9 protein-coding genes are annotated in these 20,672 nt (G+C 39.0%); 2 read left to right on the forward strand and 7 right to left on the reverse strand.

Going from position 1 to position 20,672, the window contains the following annotated elements:
* Positions 1 to 5: 5 nt before the first annotated feature.
* From V6256_RS01515 to V6256_RS01545, 7 genes are all read right to left on the reverse strand, one after another.
* On the reverse strand, positions 6 to 1,241 hold the full coding sequence (locus tag V6256_RS01515; protein WP_341596223.1) for a permease: 1,236 nt from the start codon (positions 1,239 to 1,241) through the stop codon (positions 6 to 8).
* Between the two features lie 1,493 nt (positions 1,242 to 2,734).
* Positions 2,735 to 4,204: a glutamate synthase subunit beta gene (locus tag V6256_RS01520; RefSeq protein WP_341596224.1), complete on the reverse strand. Its 1,470-nt coding sequence runs from the start codon at positions 4,202 to 4,204 to the stop codon at positions 2,735 to 2,737.
* Positions 4,204 to 8,721 carry a glutamate synthase large subunit gene (gene gltB / locus V6256_RS01525; RefSeq protein ID WP_341596225.1) on the reverse strand — a complete coding sequence of 1,506 codons (4,518 nt, stop codon included), beginning with the start codon at positions 8,719 to 8,721 and terminating at the stop codon, positions 4,204 to 4,206. The genes V6256_RS01520 and gltB overlap by 1 nt, the downstream gene beginning before the upstream one ends.
* A 937-nt stretch (positions 8,722 to 9,658) precedes the next feature.
* Positions 9,659 to 11,041: a class II fumarate hydratase gene (locus V6256_RS01530; RefSeq protein WP_341596226.1), complete on the reverse strand. Its 1,383-nt coding sequence runs from the start codon at positions 11,039 to 11,041 to the stop codon at positions 9,659 to 9,661.
* A gap of 17 nt (positions 11,042 to 11,058) precedes the next feature.
* Positions 11,059 to 11,409 (reverse strand): hypothetical protein, encoded by a 351-nt coding sequence (locus tag V6256_RS01535; RefSeq protein ID WP_341596227.1) that lies wholly within the window; start codon positions 11,407 to 11,409, stop codon positions 11,059 to 11,061.
* Between the two features lie 240 nt (positions 11,410 to 11,649).
* On the reverse strand, positions 11,650 to 13,422 hold the full coding sequence (locus V6256_RS01540; RefSeq protein ID WP_341596228.1) for a diflavin oxidoreductase: 1,773 nt from the start codon (positions 13,420 to 13,422) through the stop codon (positions 11,650 to 11,652).
* 16 nt (positions 13,423 to 13,438) lie between these two features.
* On the reverse strand, positions 13,439 to 18,895 hold the full coding sequence (locus tag V6256_RS01545) for a glutamate synthase-related protein (protein ID WP_341596229.1): 5,457 nt from the start codon (positions 18,893 to 18,895) through the stop codon (positions 13,439 to 13,441).
* A gap of 193 nt (positions 18,896 to 19,088) precedes the next feature.
* Here V6256_RS01545 and V6256_RS01550 point away from each other — a divergent pair, with 193 nt between their 5' ends.
* Together V6256_RS01550 and V6256_RS01555 are read left to right on the forward strand one after the other, a co-directional pair.
* Positions 19,089 to 20,279 carry an MFS transporter gene (locus V6256_RS01550; RefSeq protein ID WP_341596230.1) on the forward strand — a complete coding sequence of 397 codons (1,191 nt, stop codon included), beginning with the start codon at positions 19,089 to 19,091 and terminating at the stop codon, positions 20,277 to 20,279.
* On the forward strand, positions 20,279 to 20,578 hold the full coding sequence (locus V6256_RS01555; protein WP_341596231.1) for an MGMT family protein: 300 nt from the start codon (positions 20,279 to 20,281) through the stop codon (positions 20,576 to 20,578). The genes V6256_RS01550 and V6256_RS01555 overlap by 1 nt, the downstream gene beginning before the upstream one ends.
* Positions 20,579 to 20,672 lie beyond the last annotated feature (94 nt).

Raw genomic sequence — 20,672 nt, forward strand, 5'->3', positions numbered from 1 at the left:
TAGTTTTAAGTATTGTTAATTTTTAATAATCGACTGTTATTGGCTTGAGAGTTGTTATAAGAACTGTAAAACACAATTCCCCAAGCAATTAATATAAGTGTTGTGAATAAACCAAAACTTAGTAATAAAAACGACTGCCCAAAAACTAAAAGCCCTCCTCCGACTAAACCACCACAAGCATTACCTAGGGTATGTCCTTGGGATACGGAAGCAGACGCTCGCGCTTTATTATGCTCACTTGCGTGTATCGCTATCGCGGTATACCAAACAGGCCCCATAGATAAAGCAGCACTTAATAAAACAACGGCAATAATTAGATGCTGTTGCATAATAAATAAAGTACTGCCAATAATGAGGCTTACTGCAATCACAAGTAAAAAGACTTTAGGGTAACGGCTTAGAGGACGGTATAAAATAAACAGAGAAGTTAATGCACTTGCGCTTGATGCAAATAATAAGGTTGCAGTGACTTCACTTGCTAATGCAGCATTAGCAAACTTAACTAAAAATAACGGTCCTAAGCTAAACTGTAACTGTGATGAAAATAAAGAAATAAGGAGTGCGCTAATACAAATGCTTAGTAACAATGGATTGTTAAATAAAGTAAATAATTCTGGCTTATCTTTATTAGACTTGGCCTTATTAGGTTTAACAGAATCAAGTTGCTTTGATACGGAGACATTTTTTTCTTTATTAAGGCAAGCAACACACAAAGCCAAAAAAGTAATGGTAGCAATAAACCATAAGCTAAAATAATGAATCTGAACCGGTACAAAGGTCAATAAAGGAACTGTTATACGACCTACATTTATCGCAATGCTTGACCAGACTAATTTTTCCCCTTTACTGTCAGAACGGGATAATGTGATCTGTGTTATAGGAATGATGGCACTACAAAATATGCCATGTAACAATCGACTACTGCAAAGAGTTATTACTAAAGCTACACCATAAAAAGAAGTAAATTGCAGTAATGAAACAAAGGTTAACTGTGAAGCAAGAAAGCCTACTAAGACCCAACGTATAATAATCGTCAGTGGTTTATTCGCTACAAGTCGTTTATCAAGTATTTTTCCCCATTGACCAGAACAGTACATAAAAACAAATGTGCCAATCGATAAAGGAATCGCCAGTTGTAAGGCTGAAAGCTGCCCTCTTAACATCATTTCTGGTATCAGAATTAAAGTAGCAGCTTGCAGTGCTCCTAATATCCAGCATGATAAAATCAACACCCCCTGCATTGTTATTCCTATTTCTCTAAATACAACCAATCAAAGCAAGTATAATGATAATTACTCGCATTAGTAACGATAATGAATCGCATTATTGTGTAATTTTATGTTGAATACAACTACTAAATGACATCACCGTTAATGAAGCCTAGCAACCGATAACATTCGGATGTTAATAACATGGCGTACAAACAGTCGTTGCGCTATTTGAAGGAATATCTAGTACTCTTTGATGGTCACTTTTATGAGAAAAATATACGATTAATAGATACGTTTAATTTAACTTTGGTGGGAAGAAAAAAAGCAGTGAAATAAAAAACAGGTATGATACCAATCTAAGTAAAATGCAACAAGATAAAGAGCGAAGTGCTTTGTTTTATTGACTGCACCTTCAAGGGAGGCTGAAGCCACCGCCCCGAGATCAAAAACAAAAATCATCGAAGAAAAATGCTAAAAGGTAACTAGCGAAGTCATTCTTTTATTCATTGCATCTACAAGGGAGGGTAAAAAAAGAAGCCGCAGAGCTCCTTTGCTCATAATACTAAGCTGACGCTTAATTCGCCCACCGCCCCAAAGTCAAAGCAAGGTTCCTGAAAGTGAGCAGACCTAGCGTTAATAAATGGGTGAGTAACTATCTAAGCGAAGTAGTATTGACGTTCGCTTCGGGGCGGTGACTTTAGTCTCCCTGCTTGCATCAAAGCAAAAACCAAAACAAACTTCATCTAAGTAAAATGCAACAAGGTAAAGAGCGGAGTGCTTTGTTTTATTGACTGCACCTTCAAGGGAGGCTGAAGCCACCGCCCCGAGATCGAAAACAAAAATCATCGAAGAAAAATGCTAAAAGGTAACTAGCGAAGCCATTCTTTTATTCATTGCACCTTCAAGAGAGGCTGAGGCCACCGCCCCGAGATCGAAAACAAAAATTATCGAAGAAAAATACGATAAGGTAACGAGCGAAGTGTGATCTTTTGTTCATTGCATCTGCAAGGGAGGGTAAAAAAAGAAGTCGCAGAGCTTCTCTGCTCATAAGACTAATACCAATCTAAGTAACAAATATAATCTAATTGATTTATCTATTGCGATTAAAGCAACTCAAAATGGATCATATAAAAAAGACAGATTTTAAAGTACTTGCCCATAAGCAAACTTCATTACAAATGAAAATGCGTTTGTTGGCTTTAGCACATTTTCAAGATAGCCATTCACGAACCCAAATTGCTCTGTTCCTAAAAGTGAGTAGACCTAGCGTTAATAAATGAGTGAGTAACTATCTAAGCGGAGGCCTCGAAGGGTGAAAAGTATGTACTTTAGGGATTGGATGAAACTGACCAGTTAATTTTACAGATTAGTATGAGAGCAAGAGATCTAATATAAAATCGTATCACCTTACTTTATCAATGCATTTAAAAACAAACCCCCCCTACTCTAAAAAGAGTAGGGGGTTTATTAACTTTACCATCGCTTAATAATATTTATTGTTCAATAAACAATTAAATTATTAATTAGTCAGCGATCATTAGTGAATCATTGATACATTCAAGGTTAGTGTTACCCATCAAGTAAGTATCGATTGCACGTGCTGCTTCACGACCTTCATTAATACAACGTACGATCAATGATTGACCTGTACGCATATCACCGGCAGCAAAAACACCATCTTGGTTAGTTTGGAAATCGTCAGTTTTAACGTTACCGCGCTCATCAAGACCAATTTCTAACTGTGCTAATACACCTGTTGGTTCTGGGTGTAAGAAACCCATTGCCAAGAATGCTTTAGTACAAGGAATTGAACGTACAGAACCTTCAATTTCTTTAAAGTTTGGACGTTGACCTGGTTGTGCTTCTTCCCACTCGATATCAGCAACGACTAACTCTTTAACGTTACCGTTTTCATCACCGATGAACTCTTTGGTTAGGATTGACCAATGACGATCCACACCTTCTTCGTGAGAAGTGGTTGTTTTTAAGATCATTGGGTACGAAGGCCAAGGCATGTTAACAGTACGTTTTTCAGGTGGAATCGGCATGATTTCCACTTGTGTTACTGATGCAGCGCCGTGACGATTTGAAGTACCAACACAGTCAGAACCTGTATCACCACCACCGATAACAACAACATGGTCATCTTTTGCGTGAATTTCTTCAGTTTTAAGATCCATACCGTTAGCACGACGGTTATTTTGACCTAGGAATTCCATTGCAAAGTGAACACCTTTCAGGTCACGACCTGGAATCGGTAAATCACGTGGTACAGTAGAACCACCTGTCAATAACACAACGTCAAACTGCTTGCGTAAATCTTTTGCATCAAAGTCAACACCGATATGCGCGTTAACAACCATCTTGATACCAGCTGCTTCCATTACCGCGATTTTACGATCGATAACGTCCATACCTAGTTTAAAGTCTGGGATACCAAAGCGTAATAAACCACCAACTTTTTCATCACGTTCGTAAACTGTCACAGTATGACCTGCTGAGTTTAACTGCTCAGCTGCAGCTAAACCTGCAGGACCTGAGCCGATAATAGCAACGGTTTTACCACTGCGTGAACGAGGAATTTTTGGTTTAACGTAACCTTCAGCATAAGCTCTTTCTACGATGCTTTTTTCAATATTACAAATCGTAATCGGGTCTTGGTTAATACCTAATACACATGAACTCTCACAAGGTGCAGGACAAACACGGCCTGTAAACTCAGGGAAGTTATTAGTCGAGCTTAGGATATCCCAAGCTTCTGACCAACTATCACGGTAAACCGCATCATTGAATTCAGGAATGATATTACCAATCGGACAACCGTTGTGACAGAAAGGTACACCACAATCCATACAGCGAGATGCTTGGTCATTAACTTTTTTACCAAACTCATCGTTTTGTACAAACTCTTTATTATTTTTTAGACGCTCTTCAACCGGTAATTTTGGCGGAAGTTCACGGCCTAATTCTAAAAATCCAGTAGGCTTACCCATTATGCTTCTCCTTTCGCTCGAGCCGCTAATGCCGCTTTATAATCGCGAGGCATTACTTTAACAACTTTCGCTAAACTTGCTTCAACATCAGCTAAGAAATCGGCAGCAGTATTAGACTCTGTTAATTCGAAATGTTTAGTTACTTTTGCAATTAATAAATCTTTATCTTCTTGCTCTAGTGGATCTAGGTCAACTAGTTCCATATTACAGTTAGCAACAAATGATTCATCTCTATCCCAAATATAAGCAATACCACCACTCATACCTGCTGCAAAGTTACGACCTGTTGAACCAAGGTTAATCATTAAGCCACCAGTCATGTATTCACAACCGTGGTCACCGATACCCTCAACAACAACTTCCGCACCTGAGTTACGAACACAGAAACGTTCGCCTGCCATACCATTAATGTATGACTCACCCGATGTTGCACCGTAGAAACATACATTACCTACGATAATGTTGTCTTTAGATACAATGCTTGAGTTACGGTGTGGATGGATAATAATTTGTCCACCAGATAAACCTTTACCCCAGTAATCGTTTGCGTCACCTTCAACAGTAAACTCAACACCTTTCGCTAGGAAACAACCAAATGATTGCCCAGCAGAACCGTTGAATTTAATTTTCATTGGCTGAGGTAAACCTTGGTCGTTATACACTTTCGAAATTTCATTCGACAACATGGTGCCACAAGAACGGTCGATATTAGTAATTGGGAATGAACCCGAAACTGCTTCGCCTTTCTCTAGTGCAGGTTTAGCTAACTCAATTAGTTTTCTATCTAACACTTCTTCAAGGTTATGGTTTTGAGTTGTTTGGTTAAACATGCCATCTTCAGCTTTACCCTGTTGTTTAAACAAGATAGTGCTTAAATCTAAGTTTTTGTATTTCCAATGGTTGATATCAGAACGTACTTTTAGATTTTGAGTTTGACCTACCATTTCAGTGATAGTTTTGTAACCTAGTTTAGCCATGTTTTCACGCATGCCTTGTACCATGTAACCGAAGAAAGTAACAACATCTTCTACACGGCCGTCAAAACGCTCACGTAATGTTTTGTTTTGTGTTGCGATACCAACAGGACATGTATTCAAGTGACACTTACGCATCATAATACAACCTTCAACCACTAACGCAGCTGTTGCAACACCCCATTCTTCAGAACCTAATAACGCAGCAATAGTTAAATCGCGTGGCGTTTTCATCTGACCATCAGCTTGTAAAACGATACGATTACGTAAACCATTTTTCATTAGCGTTTGATGTGCTTCAGATAGTCCTAATTCCCATGGTAAACCCGCATGACGAATTGAAGAGATTGGCGATGCACCAGTACCACCATCAAAACCAGCGATTAAGATAACGTCTGCTTTTGCTTTCGCTACACCAGAAGCAATCGTACCCACACCCGCTTCCGATACTAATTTAACGTTAACACGGCCAGCACGGTTGGCATTTTTCAAATCGTAGATAAGCTGTGCTAAATCTTCGATTGAATAGATATCATGATGCGGCGGTGGTGAAATAAGACCTACGCCCGGTGTTGAGTGACGAGTACGACCAATCCAGTCATCTACTTTATGACCTGGTAATTGACCACCTTCACCTGGTTTAGCACCCTGTGCCATTTTAATTTGGATTTCAGCAGCATTGGTTAGGTAGTACGATGTAACACCGAAACGACCAGATGCAACCTGTTTGATAGCTGAACGTTCCCAGTCACCGTTTTCTTTTGGTGTGAAACGAATTGGATCTTCACCACCTTCACCAGAGTTTGACTTAGCGCCAATTCGGTTCATGGCAATCGCTAACGTTGAGTGAGCTTCATGTGAGATAGAACCGAAGCTCATCGCACCTGTTGCAAAACGTTTCAATATATTTTCAGCAGGCTCTACTTCATCAATTGAGATTGGACCAGATGCATTTGGTACAAATTCAAATTGGCTACGTAAAGTCGCAGCATCATCACCTTGTTGATCAACAGCAGCAGCGTATTGTTTAAACTGCTCGTAATTCTTATTACGTGTTGATTCTTGTAATAATGAAATCGTTGTTGGATTAAATAGATGTTTTTCACCACGTTGTTTCCATTGGTAAACACCACCTACGTCTAAACGTTGGCTTGGCACTGCACGTAATGGATAAGCAAAACGATGGCGTACTAAGATTTCATTAGCAATATCGTCTAGTGAAAGACCTTGGATACGTGTCACAGTCCCTTTGAAGTAATCATCAACAACTGCTTTACTGATACCCAATGCTTCAAAGATTTGCGCACCTTGGTAAGACTGAATCGTTGAGATACCCATTTTCGAGAAGATCTTCAATAGACCAGCATCGATTGCCGCTTTGTACGACTTAAAGATATCTTCTACAGATTTATCTGCAGGTAAACGTTTCTTCGCTTGTAGATCAACAATCATCTCTTCAATTAAGTAAGCGTTAACAGCTGAAGCACCGTAACCAATTACTGTTGCAAAGTGATGTGTTTCACGTACGTCACCAGTTTCTACTACTATGTCACACATAGCACGTAGGCCACGTTTGATTAAGTAGTGATGTACCGCACCTGTTACTAACATAGCAGGGATTGGTGCATGGTCAGACGTTGCATTACGGTCAGAAAGAATGATGATTGAGTAACCATCGTGAATTGCATCTTCTGCGTATCGACAAATACGTGCTAATGCTTTCTTCAGTTTGCCTGGTTCACCAGAAGCAGCAAAGAATGTTTCTAATGTTTTAGCTTGTAAATGTTTATCATCAAGTGCATTAATTTTTTGTAATTCAGCATTACTTAATACAGGTGATTCAAGCTCAACTTTATGACAGTGCTCAGGTGTTTCAGATAATAAGTTCTGATCTTTACCTAAGTAAGTATTCAGCGACATAACCATACGCTCACGAATCGGATCGATTGGTGGGTTAGTTACTTGTGCGAATAACTGTTTAAAGTAGTGAGATAAATGTTGAGATTGATGTGATAGAACCGCTAACGGCCAATCCACACCCATTGCACCCAATGGTTCTTTACCATCGCGGAACATTGGTAGAATAATCTCGTTTAATTCTTCAGAACTAACACCGAAAGCTTGTAGGCGTTTTAATAGTTTACCAGCATCTGGTTGAATATTACGCTCTAATGCCGCAGGTTGATCTTCTAATTTAACTAGGTTGTCATTTAACCAAGTTTCGTAAGGTTTTCTAGCTGCAATACCATCTTTCACTTCATCATCAGAGATGATACGGCCTTGTTCAAGGTCGGCAACAAAAATACGACCTGGTTGTAAACGACCACGTGATTTAATGTTTTCAGGTGCAATTTCAACTACACCAGACTCAGATGCCATTACTAAGAAGTCATCTTTAGTTACTGTGTAACGAGATGGACGTAGACCGTTACGGTCAAGCGTTGCACCAACTTGTACACCATCAGTGAAACAAACAGATGCTGGGCCATCCCATGGTTCCATTAGGTTGGCATGGTATTGATAGAATGCACGACGTTTAGGGTCCATTCCTTTGTTTTCTTGCCAAGCTTCAGGAATCATCATCATTAATGCATGAGGAAGGCTACGGCCAGAAAGTACTAATAATTCTAATGCCATATCAAAACTTGCAGAGTCAGACATACCGTCTGTACAAATTGGCATTAACATATCTAATTCAGAACGTGTAAAGAATTCAGCTTCAAGCAATGCTTCACGCGCTTTCATCCAGTTGATGTTACCACGTACCGTATTGATCTCACCGTTGTGAGCAATGTAACGGAATGGTTGTGCTAAACGCCAGCGTGGGAATGTATTCGTTGAGAAACGAGAATGAACCAAGGCTAATGCAGTAACCATGCTTGGATTTTGTAGATCTAGGAAGTACTGAGGTACTTGCTCAGTTGTTAACTGACCTTTATATACGATTGTTTTGTACGAGAAAGTATTAATGTAGAAGTTATCTTCGATACCTTGCACTGACTCTAAACAAATACGTGTAGCATAATTACGTAAAATAAATAACTTACGCTCTAACACATCTGGGTCCATATCCGGACCACCAGTAACGAACATATGCTCAAATTGTGGTTCTGTGCTTAGCGGGTCATCACCAATCATTGAGTTATCTGTAGGAAGTACACGGTAACCAATAACTTCAAGGCAAAGACGTTCTGCAGTTCTTTCTAAAATTTCACGACAATGATCACGGTGATTTTCATCTTTTGGGAATAGAATAGTACCTACACCGTATTGATCGAAGCGAGGAAGTGTAATGCCTTCCTTTAATGCTTCTGTTACTAAAAACTCATGCGGTTTTTGTAAAAGAATACCTGCACCGTCACCACTACATGGATCACAACCTTGTCCACCACGGTGTTCCATACGCGCTAGCATCTCTAAAGCTTCCGTCACAATTTTGTGTGATTTGCTATTTTTTAGATGAGCTACAAAGCCAATTCCACAGGCATCGTGCTCCATTTCTGGCACATAAAGGCCTTGAGCGTTTTGCTCTTTATTTGTCATAAACATGTCCTTCTAGATCCAACAATATGGTTTATTACATTGTTAAGTCTAATGTTTCCGAAGTGCTATACACGACTTGTTATTGAATAAACAAAAACAAGCAATTAATTTTTTTTACTTTTTGTAAGAAAACTACTTTTAAGAAAAGTGCACTTTACAAAGCTTCCTTGCTCAATAAATAAAGTTATTTAAAGCCTAGCAATATTAGGGGTTGTATCTTATTTATTGAGAAACACTCTATTGTCAGAGCTGTAATTTCGACAGTATTCTATCTTTTAAGCAAGATAAAATCCAATTTTCTTATTCACTCCATATTCATTTACAAGAAATGCGCGACACAATGCCCACTTCCCCTTTAAAAAAATAAGGTAAACAACTGATTTAAAATAGAAAATAAAATATTCAAGCATTAATATTCTAATTAATACCCGCAATAACCCAGTAAAGTAACTTCATGAAATTGAATTTTTACTTATTATATGTGAATATAAATTCACAAATGATAGTGATTATCATTACAATAAAGGTAGGTATGGCTTAATCAAAATAATGCCTAAAAAAATAAATTCTTAACAAATTAAAGCTTTTAATCTGTTATTTTTTTATCTATTTTCACTTCATATTACGCTTAAAAAATAGAGAATCAATGCTTGAAAATAAGCTTATAGATAAAAAAATGCATAAATGCTGTTATAAAATTACACTAATAAATAATAAATGGCGTTTATGTGTATAAAAAAGAAGATGTTTTTACAAAAGTACATTGCGCGGAATAAAGCAAAACCTGGCAGGACATAAATATTAATATTGAAAGGTAAATTAAACTAACAAAAGGCTGTTAGTCCCCTTCTTACTACAGCTTATCTAGCGAACCTTATAAAAAAATGGCCTTGTATTTGCACAAAGCCATTTATAACAAAAAATTAATTAAACTTTACTACCCTTGCACTCCGCCTTGCGTTAATTTGACAGGATCTAGGAGTCGATTAAGTTCATCTATTGAAATATCTGTGTTTTCCGCGGCTACTTCTACGATTGGTCGACCACTTTTGTATGCTAACTTGGCTATTTCAGCTGCTTTTGCATAGCCAATAATAGGATTCAATGCAGTCACTAGAATAGGATTTCGGGATAACGCTTCTTTGAGTTTTTCCTCTTTAACAACAAAAGTCGCAATGGCTTTGTCTGCCAATAAATGACTAACATTGGTTATAAGTTCGATGCTTTCTAGCAAGTTACTAGCGATTAAAGGTAGCATCACATTAAGTTCAAAGTTACCTGATTGACCAGCAACTGTAATCGTTGCATCGTTACCAATAACCTGCGCCGATACCATACAGGTCGCTTCAGCGATAACTGGATTCACTTTACCTGGCATAATCGATGAACCTGGTTGTAATGCTTCTAATTCAATCTCGCCTAAACCAGCTAAAGGCCCAGAATTCATCCAACGCAAATCATTGGCTATTTTCATCATACTCACCGCCAGTGTTTTCAACTGCCCAGAGAGAGAAACGGCAATATCTTGTGAGCTAATATGAGTAAAGAAGTTATCTGCCGGTGTAAAATTAAGTTGTGTTTTCTTGCTCAATGCTTGGGTAAATTTATCTGAAAAAGCAGGATCCGCATTAATACCTGTACCAACGGCTGTTCCACCTTGCGCTAAGCTTTGCAGGTTAGGCTGTAATTGTTCTAGTACGCCTTTATTTATCGCAATTTGATCAGCCCATGCAGTTAACGTTTGACTCATTCTAATAGGCATTGCATCCATTAAGTGAGTACGCCCCGTTTTTACATACTGATCAACCGTTTCCGCTTTGCTTCTAATGGTATCGATTAAATGTGTTAACGCAGGTAATAACTTATTATTAAGCTCTAACGCAGCACTAATATGAATCGTTGTAGGAATAATATCGTTACTACTTTGACCATAATTAATATGATCATTAGCACCGACAGTATCGCCATATAGTTTACTGGCTAAAGTCGACAATACTTCGTTCGCGTTCATATTAGAACTAGTACCTGAGCCGGTTTGGAATACATCAACTGGGAAATGAACCTGAAAATCACTGTCTAATAGTTGATCCGCTGCTTGGCAAATCGCTTTTCCCATTTCAGTCGGGATTAAATTCAATTCTGCATTTGCCTCAGCAGCAGCATATTTAGCTAAGATCAATGCACTAATAAAGGCTTTAGGCATCCCTTTACCACTGATCGAAAAGTTATTAATAGCGCGCTGAGTTTGTGCGCCATATAACGCATCAATCGGCACATCTAATTCACCCATGCTATCTTTTTCTATTCTTGTCTGTTTCATGTTTATCCTTTTGATATTTACTGTTGCAAGCTATGTTTAAAATATTGAGCGGTCAGTGATAACTCATGTAATAACGTTTGAACTTGTGTTTGCTGTTTTTCATTTTTAGCAATACGTTGTAATGAACAAATTGGCTTATAAATATTGTCTAGACAAGTACGTCGCCAATGCACAGGAATAAGTTCATCCGCAATTGTCTCTAATAATAAATAAAACTGTTCTTGATAGTGAGATTGTAGGTTGAGTTCTTCATAACCTATGTCTTGTTTAGATTCTTCAGCAGATAACCACAGAGAGATTAGCATTGGGTTATCAGGCTCTTTTGCATATCTAATTTTATCTTTTAAGGTGGATAGCATGATACTCATAGCAATAACTTCTTTGAAATAAATACCCAACAACAACATCAATATTGATAATCATTATCAACAATAAAACTAAACATTATGTGATGACGTGCAAAAATTAATGACGATTAAAACAAAAGCAATGACCTGTAACTTAGAGATTAAATGGCGTGCAAGCTAAAGATGAATGGAAGAATAAAAAGGCTTGCTAAGTAATACATAGCAAGCCCTGAAGGAATAAACTAAATAAGGTGGCTAAGGTTAGTAAACATCCCTCACATACCTTTTTTGTTTTTTCAATGTAGCGACATATTGAATCGCTTCTTCCGGCGACATTTTACCGTGCATTTCGATAATTGAGTGCAACGCTTTCTCTACATCTTTGGCCATATACATTGCGTCACCACAAATAAAGAAATACCCGCCCTTCTCTAGCCAAGCAAACAGTTGCTCGCCATTTTCAAGCATACGATCCTGTACATAGACTTTTTCTGGTTGGTCTCGAGAAAAGGCTAAATCTAATTTACTGATCAAGCCGCTTGCTTGCATCGCTTCTATCTCTTGTTGATAGATAAAATCAGTTTTACTATTTCTATCCCCAAAAATAAGCCAGTTCTGACCTTTTGCTTCGGTTGCTAAACGTTCTTCAAGGAATGCCCTAAACGGTGCAATACCCGTTCCAGGTCCGACCATAATCATTGGTGCATTAGGATCAGTAGGCACTGCAAAATGGCTATTTGGCGCAAAGTAACATTTTACTTTATCGCCTATTTTAGCTTGGTCAGACAAGAAGGTAGAGCATACTCCATTATGATCACGTTCATTACTTCGATAACGGACATTACCTATCGTAAGATGCACTTCGTTATTATGTTGCTTAATACTAGATGAGATAGAATAAGCGCGTGGAGCAAGCGGTTTGGTCAGATTAATAAACTCGACGACACTGAATTGCGCTTGTGGGAAAAGCAGCAATAAATCTATCGTATCCTTGCCCCATAAGAAGTCATTAAGTGCGTCAATGTCACCATTCACTAGTTTAGATAATTGTTTATCTCCACTTCTAATGGCTAACTCAGCAATAAACTCTTTGCTTGGAATACGAATTTCAACTTCTTCACTAAAAATTTGCAATAAGCTAATACTCTCTCCCTTATAGGGGATCATCTCTTTGCCCGTTGCATCAAATAATGCCAATAGCTCTGCAACTAGCTCAGTTCTATTTATCGGAATCACGTTTAATGCATCACCGGCTTCATAAATTTCGCCACTATCACCCAAAGAAAACTCATAATGAAAGGTTTCTTTACTTGATCCTGCTTTAGTTAAAGCCGTTTTAGTGATCAGCTCAGCTTGTAATGGATTTTTACGAGTGTATTTTGATTTAGCTTTTTTAGTTGCTTTCGCTTTAACCGCCTGCGTACTCTCTACAACCGATCCTTTTGTCGCAATATCCGGTAACACTTCTGCAGTCCATTGACTTGCTAGATCTTCAAAGTCGATATCACAGTCCACGCGGTCAACGATACGTGTTGCACCCAATGCTGCTAATCGCTGATCCCACTGAATGCCAGCCAAACAGAAATCATCGTAATTTGTATCACCTAGGGATAAGACAGAATAGAAAGTATTATTGAATTTAGGTGCATCTTGTTCATTAATTGCATCCCATAACGCTTGTGCATTATCCGGCATCTCCCCTTCACCATAGGTGCTAGTTACTACTAATAAACGCTCAACAGAAGCAAGCTCTGATAGCGTGATATCATCCATATCAAGCACACTTGCTGTTAAACCATATTGTGAAGCTAACTCTGCCGCTTCCTCTGCGACAGTTTGTGCATTACCGGTTTGGCTGCCGTAAATAATAGTTAAAGGTTTAATAGCAGGTGCCACTGTTTGCTGTGCGCTTGTGCCTTCTTCTTTTACTAATAAACGTGTATGTAATCCAGCTAGGAAGCCGCCTAACCATTGTTTTTGTTCGCCGTTAAAAGGCATGTTTTCTGGTAAATATGGTACTTTTAAGTCACTCATGAAAAACTCCAATAAATTAAGCAGTATCTTTAATAGCAAGCGCTAAGATATGACAATAATGAGCAGCAAGTTGCTGTTCAAAAATAGGTAACTCAGCTAACTTAGCTTGATTTACACGGTTTCGTTCGATGATCCACACACTAGTGCCCCACGCGTTACTATCAGAAACTTCTTTTTTATCGAGAGATTCTTTATAGTCTTTTAAACGTTTATCGGCGAGCAAATAAGCAAGCGCTTGGTCATCGTAACTTGCTAAAACTGATTTACAGTCTTTAGCCAGTACTTCAATTAACTTTCTATCCTCACTTTCAAATAAATACTCAGTCACCCGATCAACAGATTCGCCTTTACTAACCGCATCAGACTTCTGAGCAGCTTCAAATGCACGACGAATAGTGCCCGTTGCATTGATGTACTGACAAATAAGTGTGCTATCTAATTCGCCATAATCAGGTAGTTTTCCATTAAATAAATAGTGTTGCTGATCTACTTGCTGATAAGCAGATTTAATGGTTAGCATCAGCTGTTTTGCATGATATTGGGATAGCTCTTCAAGCATATTTTTACGCGCTGAATGAGCCAATATCTGTTCACTACATTGGTAGCTAAATAACGATAAAGGAATTAGCACATAAAAATGCTGTCTAGTCTCTTTCCAATTATCTAACAACATTTGTGTTTTAAGCGATTTGGTCGCCAACAAGTGTTGCTTTAAGTGATAACGTAATGCCATCTCATGGCCTGTCGTTAATTCACTCTCTTCGGCTAAACAGATGGTTTTGACTGAATCTTTGCTGCACTTAGTTAAAATAGAAGCTGTTATGTCATATTGATATGCACAGCCACCGCTCATGCCATTACCAAAGCCTTTGCCAAAAGCGCCTAAGTTGACGATCGCACCATTGGTCATATATTCACAACAAAAATCACCGACGCCTTCAACAACAGCAACAGCACCAGAGTTTCGCACACCAAAACGGTCGCCAGCTTGCCCTTCAACAAATAGCTCTCCACCCGTTGCCCCAAATAGCGCAAAGTTACCAATTAAAACATTACCAGCAACATCGCTTGCTCCGCCGCCTGGGCTAGTGACCACAATTCGACCACCACTTGCGCCTTTACCCACACCATCATTACAGGTACCGTCATGGATAAAGGTCATACCAGAGTTAAGGAAAGCCGCATAACTTTGTCCAGCAGAATGACTGGTTTTAATTACTAAACTGCCAGCCGCTAACACCTTACGTCCATTCGATAATTGCTGGATAGCAGGATGTGCTTTGATCTGTTCGCCACTTAAATCATAATTAAGCAAACGCTCAATATCGATAGACAGCTGACCGCCCACTGTTTTATTGCAGTTATCTAAGGCAGGCCCATCGATAGTCAAGGAAGGTGCTGAAGCATTGATTAAATCGTTTATTGCCTGCTCTAAAAAGCGATCGTCAGGGGTGAAGTTGGCCTCTAAATAGATAGGTGAAGTCACTTTGACTTCTTCAACAGGTTTGAACATGCCTGTCATATCCAATTGCCCGACCATCGCGGTATGATTAAGCAGATATAGAAGTTCGGTTTTACCACGAATCGCGTTTAAACTCTGATAGCCTAATTCAGCCAGTAACTCTCGCACTTCGTGAGCGACGTTTAAGAAGTATTGGGCCAGAGCTCTTGGGTCACCCTGATAAAGCTCAGCATTAGTTGTTAATCCGGCAGGACATTTAATATTACAGTTTTTTGCCATCACGCATTTCAGCATCATTAATGCTGTGGTTCCAAACTCAAAAGAGTCGCCCCCTAAAATGGCAGACTTAATGACATCTAGCCCTGTTTGATGAGCATCAGAACAACGCAATACAATTTTATCGCGCAAGCCATTTTCTGCTAATGATTGATGTACTTCCGCAATACCAATACAAGATGCTCGACCAGTATTTTTTAAGCTGGTTACCTGTGCAGCCCCCGTACCACCTGTATTACCGGCTACATTAATCACATCGGCTCCAGCTTTAGCTACACCGACGGCAATTGTCCCTATTCCTTCACTGGATACTAATTTAACCACAACACGTACTCGTGCTGCTTTAGCGTCGTGAATCAGTTGCCCCAAGTCTTCAATGGAATAAGTATCATGATGTGGCGGTGGAGATACCAGCTCAACGCCAGGTGTACCACCACGAGCGGCTGCAATTTCGACATTCACTTTTGCAGAAGGCAGCTGTCCACCTTCACCGGGTTTAGCCCCCTGGGCAATTTTTATTTCAATTTCTTGTAATGCCGGATCGGCAAGGTAACCAGTCCATACGCCAAAACGCCCTGACGCAAACTGCTTAATTTTACTGGCTTTTACCGTATTATAACGAGAAGAGTGTTCTCCCCCTTCTCCTGAGTTACTCATCGCGCCTGCAATGTTAGTACCTTGTGCAACTGCTTCATGTGCTTTTGCAACCAATGCACCATGACTCATCGCTCCGGAAGCAAAACTTGCAGTAATTTGATGAGCTGGTTGAACTTCTTCTAAGCTGATAGATTGAGGCGCAGAAAATATTTTGTTTACCCATAACAAGGCATCACCTACACAATGTATAGTAACCTGCTTAGCATCTATGCTAGTCAAAGTGACTTGATCTTTGTGTAAGATTTCAATCGCTTGATATAATTGCTGATGCCTTTCTTGGCTTGGCGTGGATAGCGCTAAACTCGCTTCGCCTTGCTCATTAACTTCAGCCGTTAACCCTTTTACAGAAAAACGCGGTGAGCCCTTATAAGAAACACTATTAAACGCAGTAACGAAATCTATCTCTACTTCACAGTCATCGAGTAACAAAGGTAACGCCAGCACATCACGCAATGCAGCGGGTCGCTTATCACGCTCTTCATGCATGCTTAAGGAAAATTGTCGGTACGCAGATGTAATGTTAAAAGTATCAATTTGAGCAGGTGTTCGTGCTTCAAAGCCTAAATCAACATAGCCGGCATCTTCAGGAATGGTCAGTAACTGCTCTTGCTCTACCGCGGCCTGTTGATCAACATAACTGATAGTTTCTTCCGTCATATTAATATATTCACGCACGGCGGTATTACCAAAACTATGGCCCGCCCCCTCTGCACGCTCTTTAAATAACCCTAATACAGGGATTTGATCGAGGCTTTGAATATCAAATACTTTTTTATGCCAATGCGCCGAACTATCTGCTAAATCAGCAAATCGAGCTCCCCCAACAGGTGAATGAATATTAGGAAATAGTTTTGCTAATGCTGAGTCTTGGGTATCGATAAAGTTAGATTCAAAAAACTCACCGCCGATATAACTTTCAACGGTACATAAACCAAATTTACCCATGGTTTTCATTAACGCTTTTTCAATCGCTTTTTGGAATTTTTGTAAGCCTTTTTCCATCTCACTTAAATTGCTACAAAGCTCTTGAGCACGGTAATAGACAGAGATAGGACAAACAGCAGATGCGCCAAATCCTAATAAACAGGCGATATCATGGGTACTGGAAATTTGTCCGGTTTGAAAGATTAAACTGGTTGTAAAACGTAAGCCTTTTTTAATCAAACGTTGATTCACAGATGCAATCACTAACATCGCCGGTACCGCAGCCAATTGATGAGATACCGCTTGGTCACTTAATACAATAATTTCACAGCCGTTACTGGCTAATGCTTCTGCTTGATCAGCAATCACTTCAAGCTGAGTTAACAAACGCACTTGATTGGCTTTTGAATTATTTAAATCAGCTTCATACAAGGTATCAATGGTGGCAACTGATAGACGATCTTGTTGTAAGATTTGCTGAAGGTGTTGTGGCTGTAAAATAGGAGATTCAAGCGTTAACTGTTTAGTTTTTACTTTCCCTTGTTGTTCATCCCCCATATTCGCTTTAGCCCCAAGCGTAACTCTTAGCGTCATACCATCAGCTTCACGAATACTATCTAAAGGCGGATTAGTCACCTGTGCAAAGCGTTGGCTGAAATAACGTGACATTCCCCCTTCATCTTTTGCTAAGGCATTAGGCGCAAGCCCATATCCCATTGCAGATATTTTTTCCATGCCGCTCTGAATCATTGGGTCAAGCATAAACTTAAAGCTTTCTTGGTTTAAGCTATAAGCAACATGGCGTGCGGCTAAACTCAAGCTAGAGGTATAATTCACGTCAGACAGCGGCACTTCAGGCAGCTGCGATAATTCGATACGCGCTTCCTGTAATAATGCTGAATAAGGCTTCTCTTTGGATAATCGCGCTAGTATGTCATTTGTATAAGATACCTGTTTTGAGGCATGGTCAAACACCACCATCCCGCCTGCTTCAATGCGTCCTCGGCGAATCACTTCATTAGCAGGGAAATCAATCTGACCCGCTTCACTCATAACGGCTAAATAATCATTGGTTTCAACGGTTCTTAATGGTCGTAAACCCAATCTATCGAGACGAGCTCCTATTTTGATGCCATCACCAAAAATAAACGCAGCCGGACCATCATTTTTCTCTTCATAAAGTGAGAAGTATTCGAGCATATGGCGTACTGGTTCAGTTAATGAACTATCATTTTCCCAAGCTGGCGGCATCATCGCTAAAGCAGCAAAATCAATCTCAAGGTCATCTTCACAAATACGACGAGCCAGTGTTTGGTCTAAACGCGCGGAATCTGACTGGCCTTGGGGAAAAATCACTTTTTTCTTTTTAAAACGCGCAATCGCATCTTCACTTAAACGATTTTTTCTATCGGTATTTAACTCGCCATTATGGGCCATACGATGAAATGGTTGAGCAAACATGGGGTTAGGGGCGGTATTAGTAGAGAAGCGTGTGTGGAAAAATAATGTATGTATTTTATGGTCTTCATCCACTAGATCTTTGAAATAAGGAATAACCTCCCAACTGTTTAAACGTCCTTTTAATACCTGTGTGCGACTGCTCATCGACATCGGATATAACCCATATAATTCAGGCTGAGTATAAGCAGGATATTCAATGGCTAGTAACGCCTGATGAATTTGCTTTTCAAATTCAGTTTGTGAATTAATATGCTGGGGACAATGAAAGATTAATTGCTTAATCGAAAATTGTGCCGCTTGGCTGGCTTCATTAAGCGCATTTAAATCAACGGGCAGTTCGCGCCACATGATAATTGGGAATTGAAAATCATTGAGTATATTTTCAATAATTTCATCTGCTACTTTATGCTGTGTTTTGTCTACGGGATAAAAAAAGTTAGCAACACCAAAACCACCTTGCTGTAACGTTTTATCGCCTGTCACTTTACGGAAAAAATCTAAAGAGATGTCAATATTGACACCAGCACCGTCACCAATTCCCTGCGCACTCATTCCTCCTCGGTGAGGAATCATACATAATGCTTGGTGTGCATGAGCTAATAACTGATGCGTTTGCAAACTGTGTTTGTTAGTAATAAACCCAACGCCACAACTAGAATGCTCATCATTTCTATCAAATAAATATCGTTTCATCATAATCCATTAGAACGACTGATCGCTAAGTAAAAAAAGAAAAGGGTTTGGAGAATAAACATTCTAAACTATAAATGCAAATAACTATCATTACCATAAGGAAAATTAAAACTCAGCTATTAACGTATTGTATTAGCTCGTTTCTTTTTGCTAAAAAGCGTAAACTAATGCTTTAACTAGGATAATACAGCGGATGAAATCCTCCCCTTTCTTTAAAAAACCAGAAAATTTATTACTAACGATGGCCTTTATTATGCCCCTCGTTTTTTCAGTTTGGATGGTATTACTCAATAACTTTGTGGTAGAAAAAGCGGCTTTTACAGGTGTTGAAATTGGTATTTTGCAAAGTCTACGTGAAGTCCCAGGCTTTTTAGCTTTCACGGTTATTTATGTTTTACTGTTCATTAAAGAGCAACGTTTAGCGATAGTTTCTTTGGCAATAACCTCAATAGGTGTGGCCATTACTGGCTTTTTCCCTCAGGTTATTGGCCTTTATTTAACCACCGTATTAATGTCGATCGGGTTTCATTATTTTGAAACAGTGAATCAATCATTAACCTTACAATGGATAGAAAAACAAAAAGCGGCGCATTTTATGGGGCGTATCTTATCTATAAAAGCAATCGCATCCTTATTAGCATACGCCAGTGTCTGGTTATTGATGGACCTATTTCATATCAGCTATCAAATAACTTATTTGCTGTTTGGTGGTTTGGGTTTAGTGTTAACCATTGTATTAGCCAATGCCTTTAAACAATTCCCGCCAATAACGGAACAAAGCAAGAAATTCATCTTAAAAAAACGTTATTGGTTATATTATGCTCTGACCTTTTTCAGTGGTGCTCGCCGACAAATATTTGTGGTCTTTGCTGGTTTTTTAATGGTCGAAAAATTCCATTACAGTGTTGCCCAGATCAGCGCTCTATTTTTAATTAACTATGTATTCAATTGGTTATTCGCCGCTAAAATTGGCAAGTTAATAGGCCACTTTGGAGAGCGTTCTGTTTTAATATTCGAATATATTGGTCTCGCTATATTATTCATCTCCTACGCTTTAGTTGAAAACAGTACAATAGCTGCCTCACTATATGTTATTGATCACCTGTTCTTTGCCTTAGCAATCGCCATTAAAACTTACTTTCAAAAAATAGCCAATCCAGAAGACATTGCTTCAACGGCAGGTATTAGTTTCACGATTAATCATATCGCCGCAGTTGTTATTCCGGTTTTATTAGGTATTGTTTGGATAAATAATCCTGCTTGGGTGTTTTATTGTGGTGCAGGGTTTGCTATCTGTTCATTAACTCTGTCTCTGTTAATACCTAAAAACCCAATGAAGGGTAATGAGTTTAGCTACAGTAAAGAAACAAAAAGAGTGGTTTAATGAAAGAATTTGCTCAAAATATTTATACTATTTTGTCTTATATTGAAAAAGGCAGCTTAATTACATATGGCCAACTGGCGAGTCAAGCTGGCTACCCTGCCCATTCACGTCATGTAGGTAAAATACTTGCTAAGTTACCCAAAGATACCCGTTTACCTTGGTTTCGAGTGGTTAACTCACAAGGAAAAATATCATTGCAAGGAGATGCCTTTATCCGACAAAAAACCTTGTTAGAGCAAGATGGTATCACTATTACAGAGCAAGGAAAGATACTCAAATTTAAGCAGTATTTAGGTTAAAGGTAATGACTCAAATAATCTAGGTGTGTCAATCAAGATGAGGAAGTGAGGTAAAAGACTTTCTCAATGCACTAGTTAACCAAGATAGCTAATT

The organism is Psychromonas aquatilis, assembly GCF_038155185.1.
Classification (GTDB): Bacteria; Pseudomonadota; Gammaproteobacteria; order Enterobacterales; family Psychromonadaceae; genus Psychromonas; species Psychromonas aquatilis.

What these genes read in the sequence shown, in the direction of transcription:
- V6256_RS01515 (WP_341596223.1), bottom strand. Translation starts at nt 1,241, where the DNA reads ATGCAGGGGGTGTTGATTTTATCATGCTGGATATTAGGAGCACTGCAA.
- V6256_RS01520 (WP_341596224.1), bottom strand. Translation starts at nt 4,204, where the DNA reads ATGGGTAAGCCTACTGGATTTTTAGAATTAGGCCGTGAACTTCCGCCA.
- gltB (WP_341596225.1), bottom strand. Translation starts at nt 8,721, where the DNA reads ATGACAAATAAAGAGCAAAACGCTCAAGGCCTTTATGTGCCAGAAATG.
- V6256_RS01530 (WP_341596226.1), bottom strand. Translation starts at nt 11,041, where the DNA reads ATGAAACAGACAAGAATAGAAAAAGATAGCATGGGTGAATTAGATGTG.
- V6256_RS01535 (WP_341596227.1), bottom strand. Translation starts at nt 11,409, where the DNA reads ATGAGTATCATGCTATCCACCTTAAAAGATAAAATTAGATATGCAAAA.
- V6256_RS01540 (WP_341596228.1), bottom strand. Translation starts at nt 13,422, where the DNA reads ATGAGTGACTTAAAAGTACCATATTTACCAGAAAACATGCCTTTTAAC.
- V6256_RS01545 (WP_341596229.1), bottom strand. Translation starts at nt 18,895, where the DNA reads ATGAAACGATATTTATTTGATAGAAATGATGAGCATTCTAGTTGTGGC.
- V6256_RS01550 (WP_341596230.1), top strand. Translation starts at nt 19,089, where the DNA reads ATGAAATCCTCCCCTTTCTTTAAAAAACCAGAAAATTTATTACTAACG.
- V6256_RS01555 (WP_341596231.1), top strand. Translation starts at nt 20,279, where the DNA reads ATGAAAGAATTTGCTCAAAATATTTATACTATTTTGTCTTATATTGAA.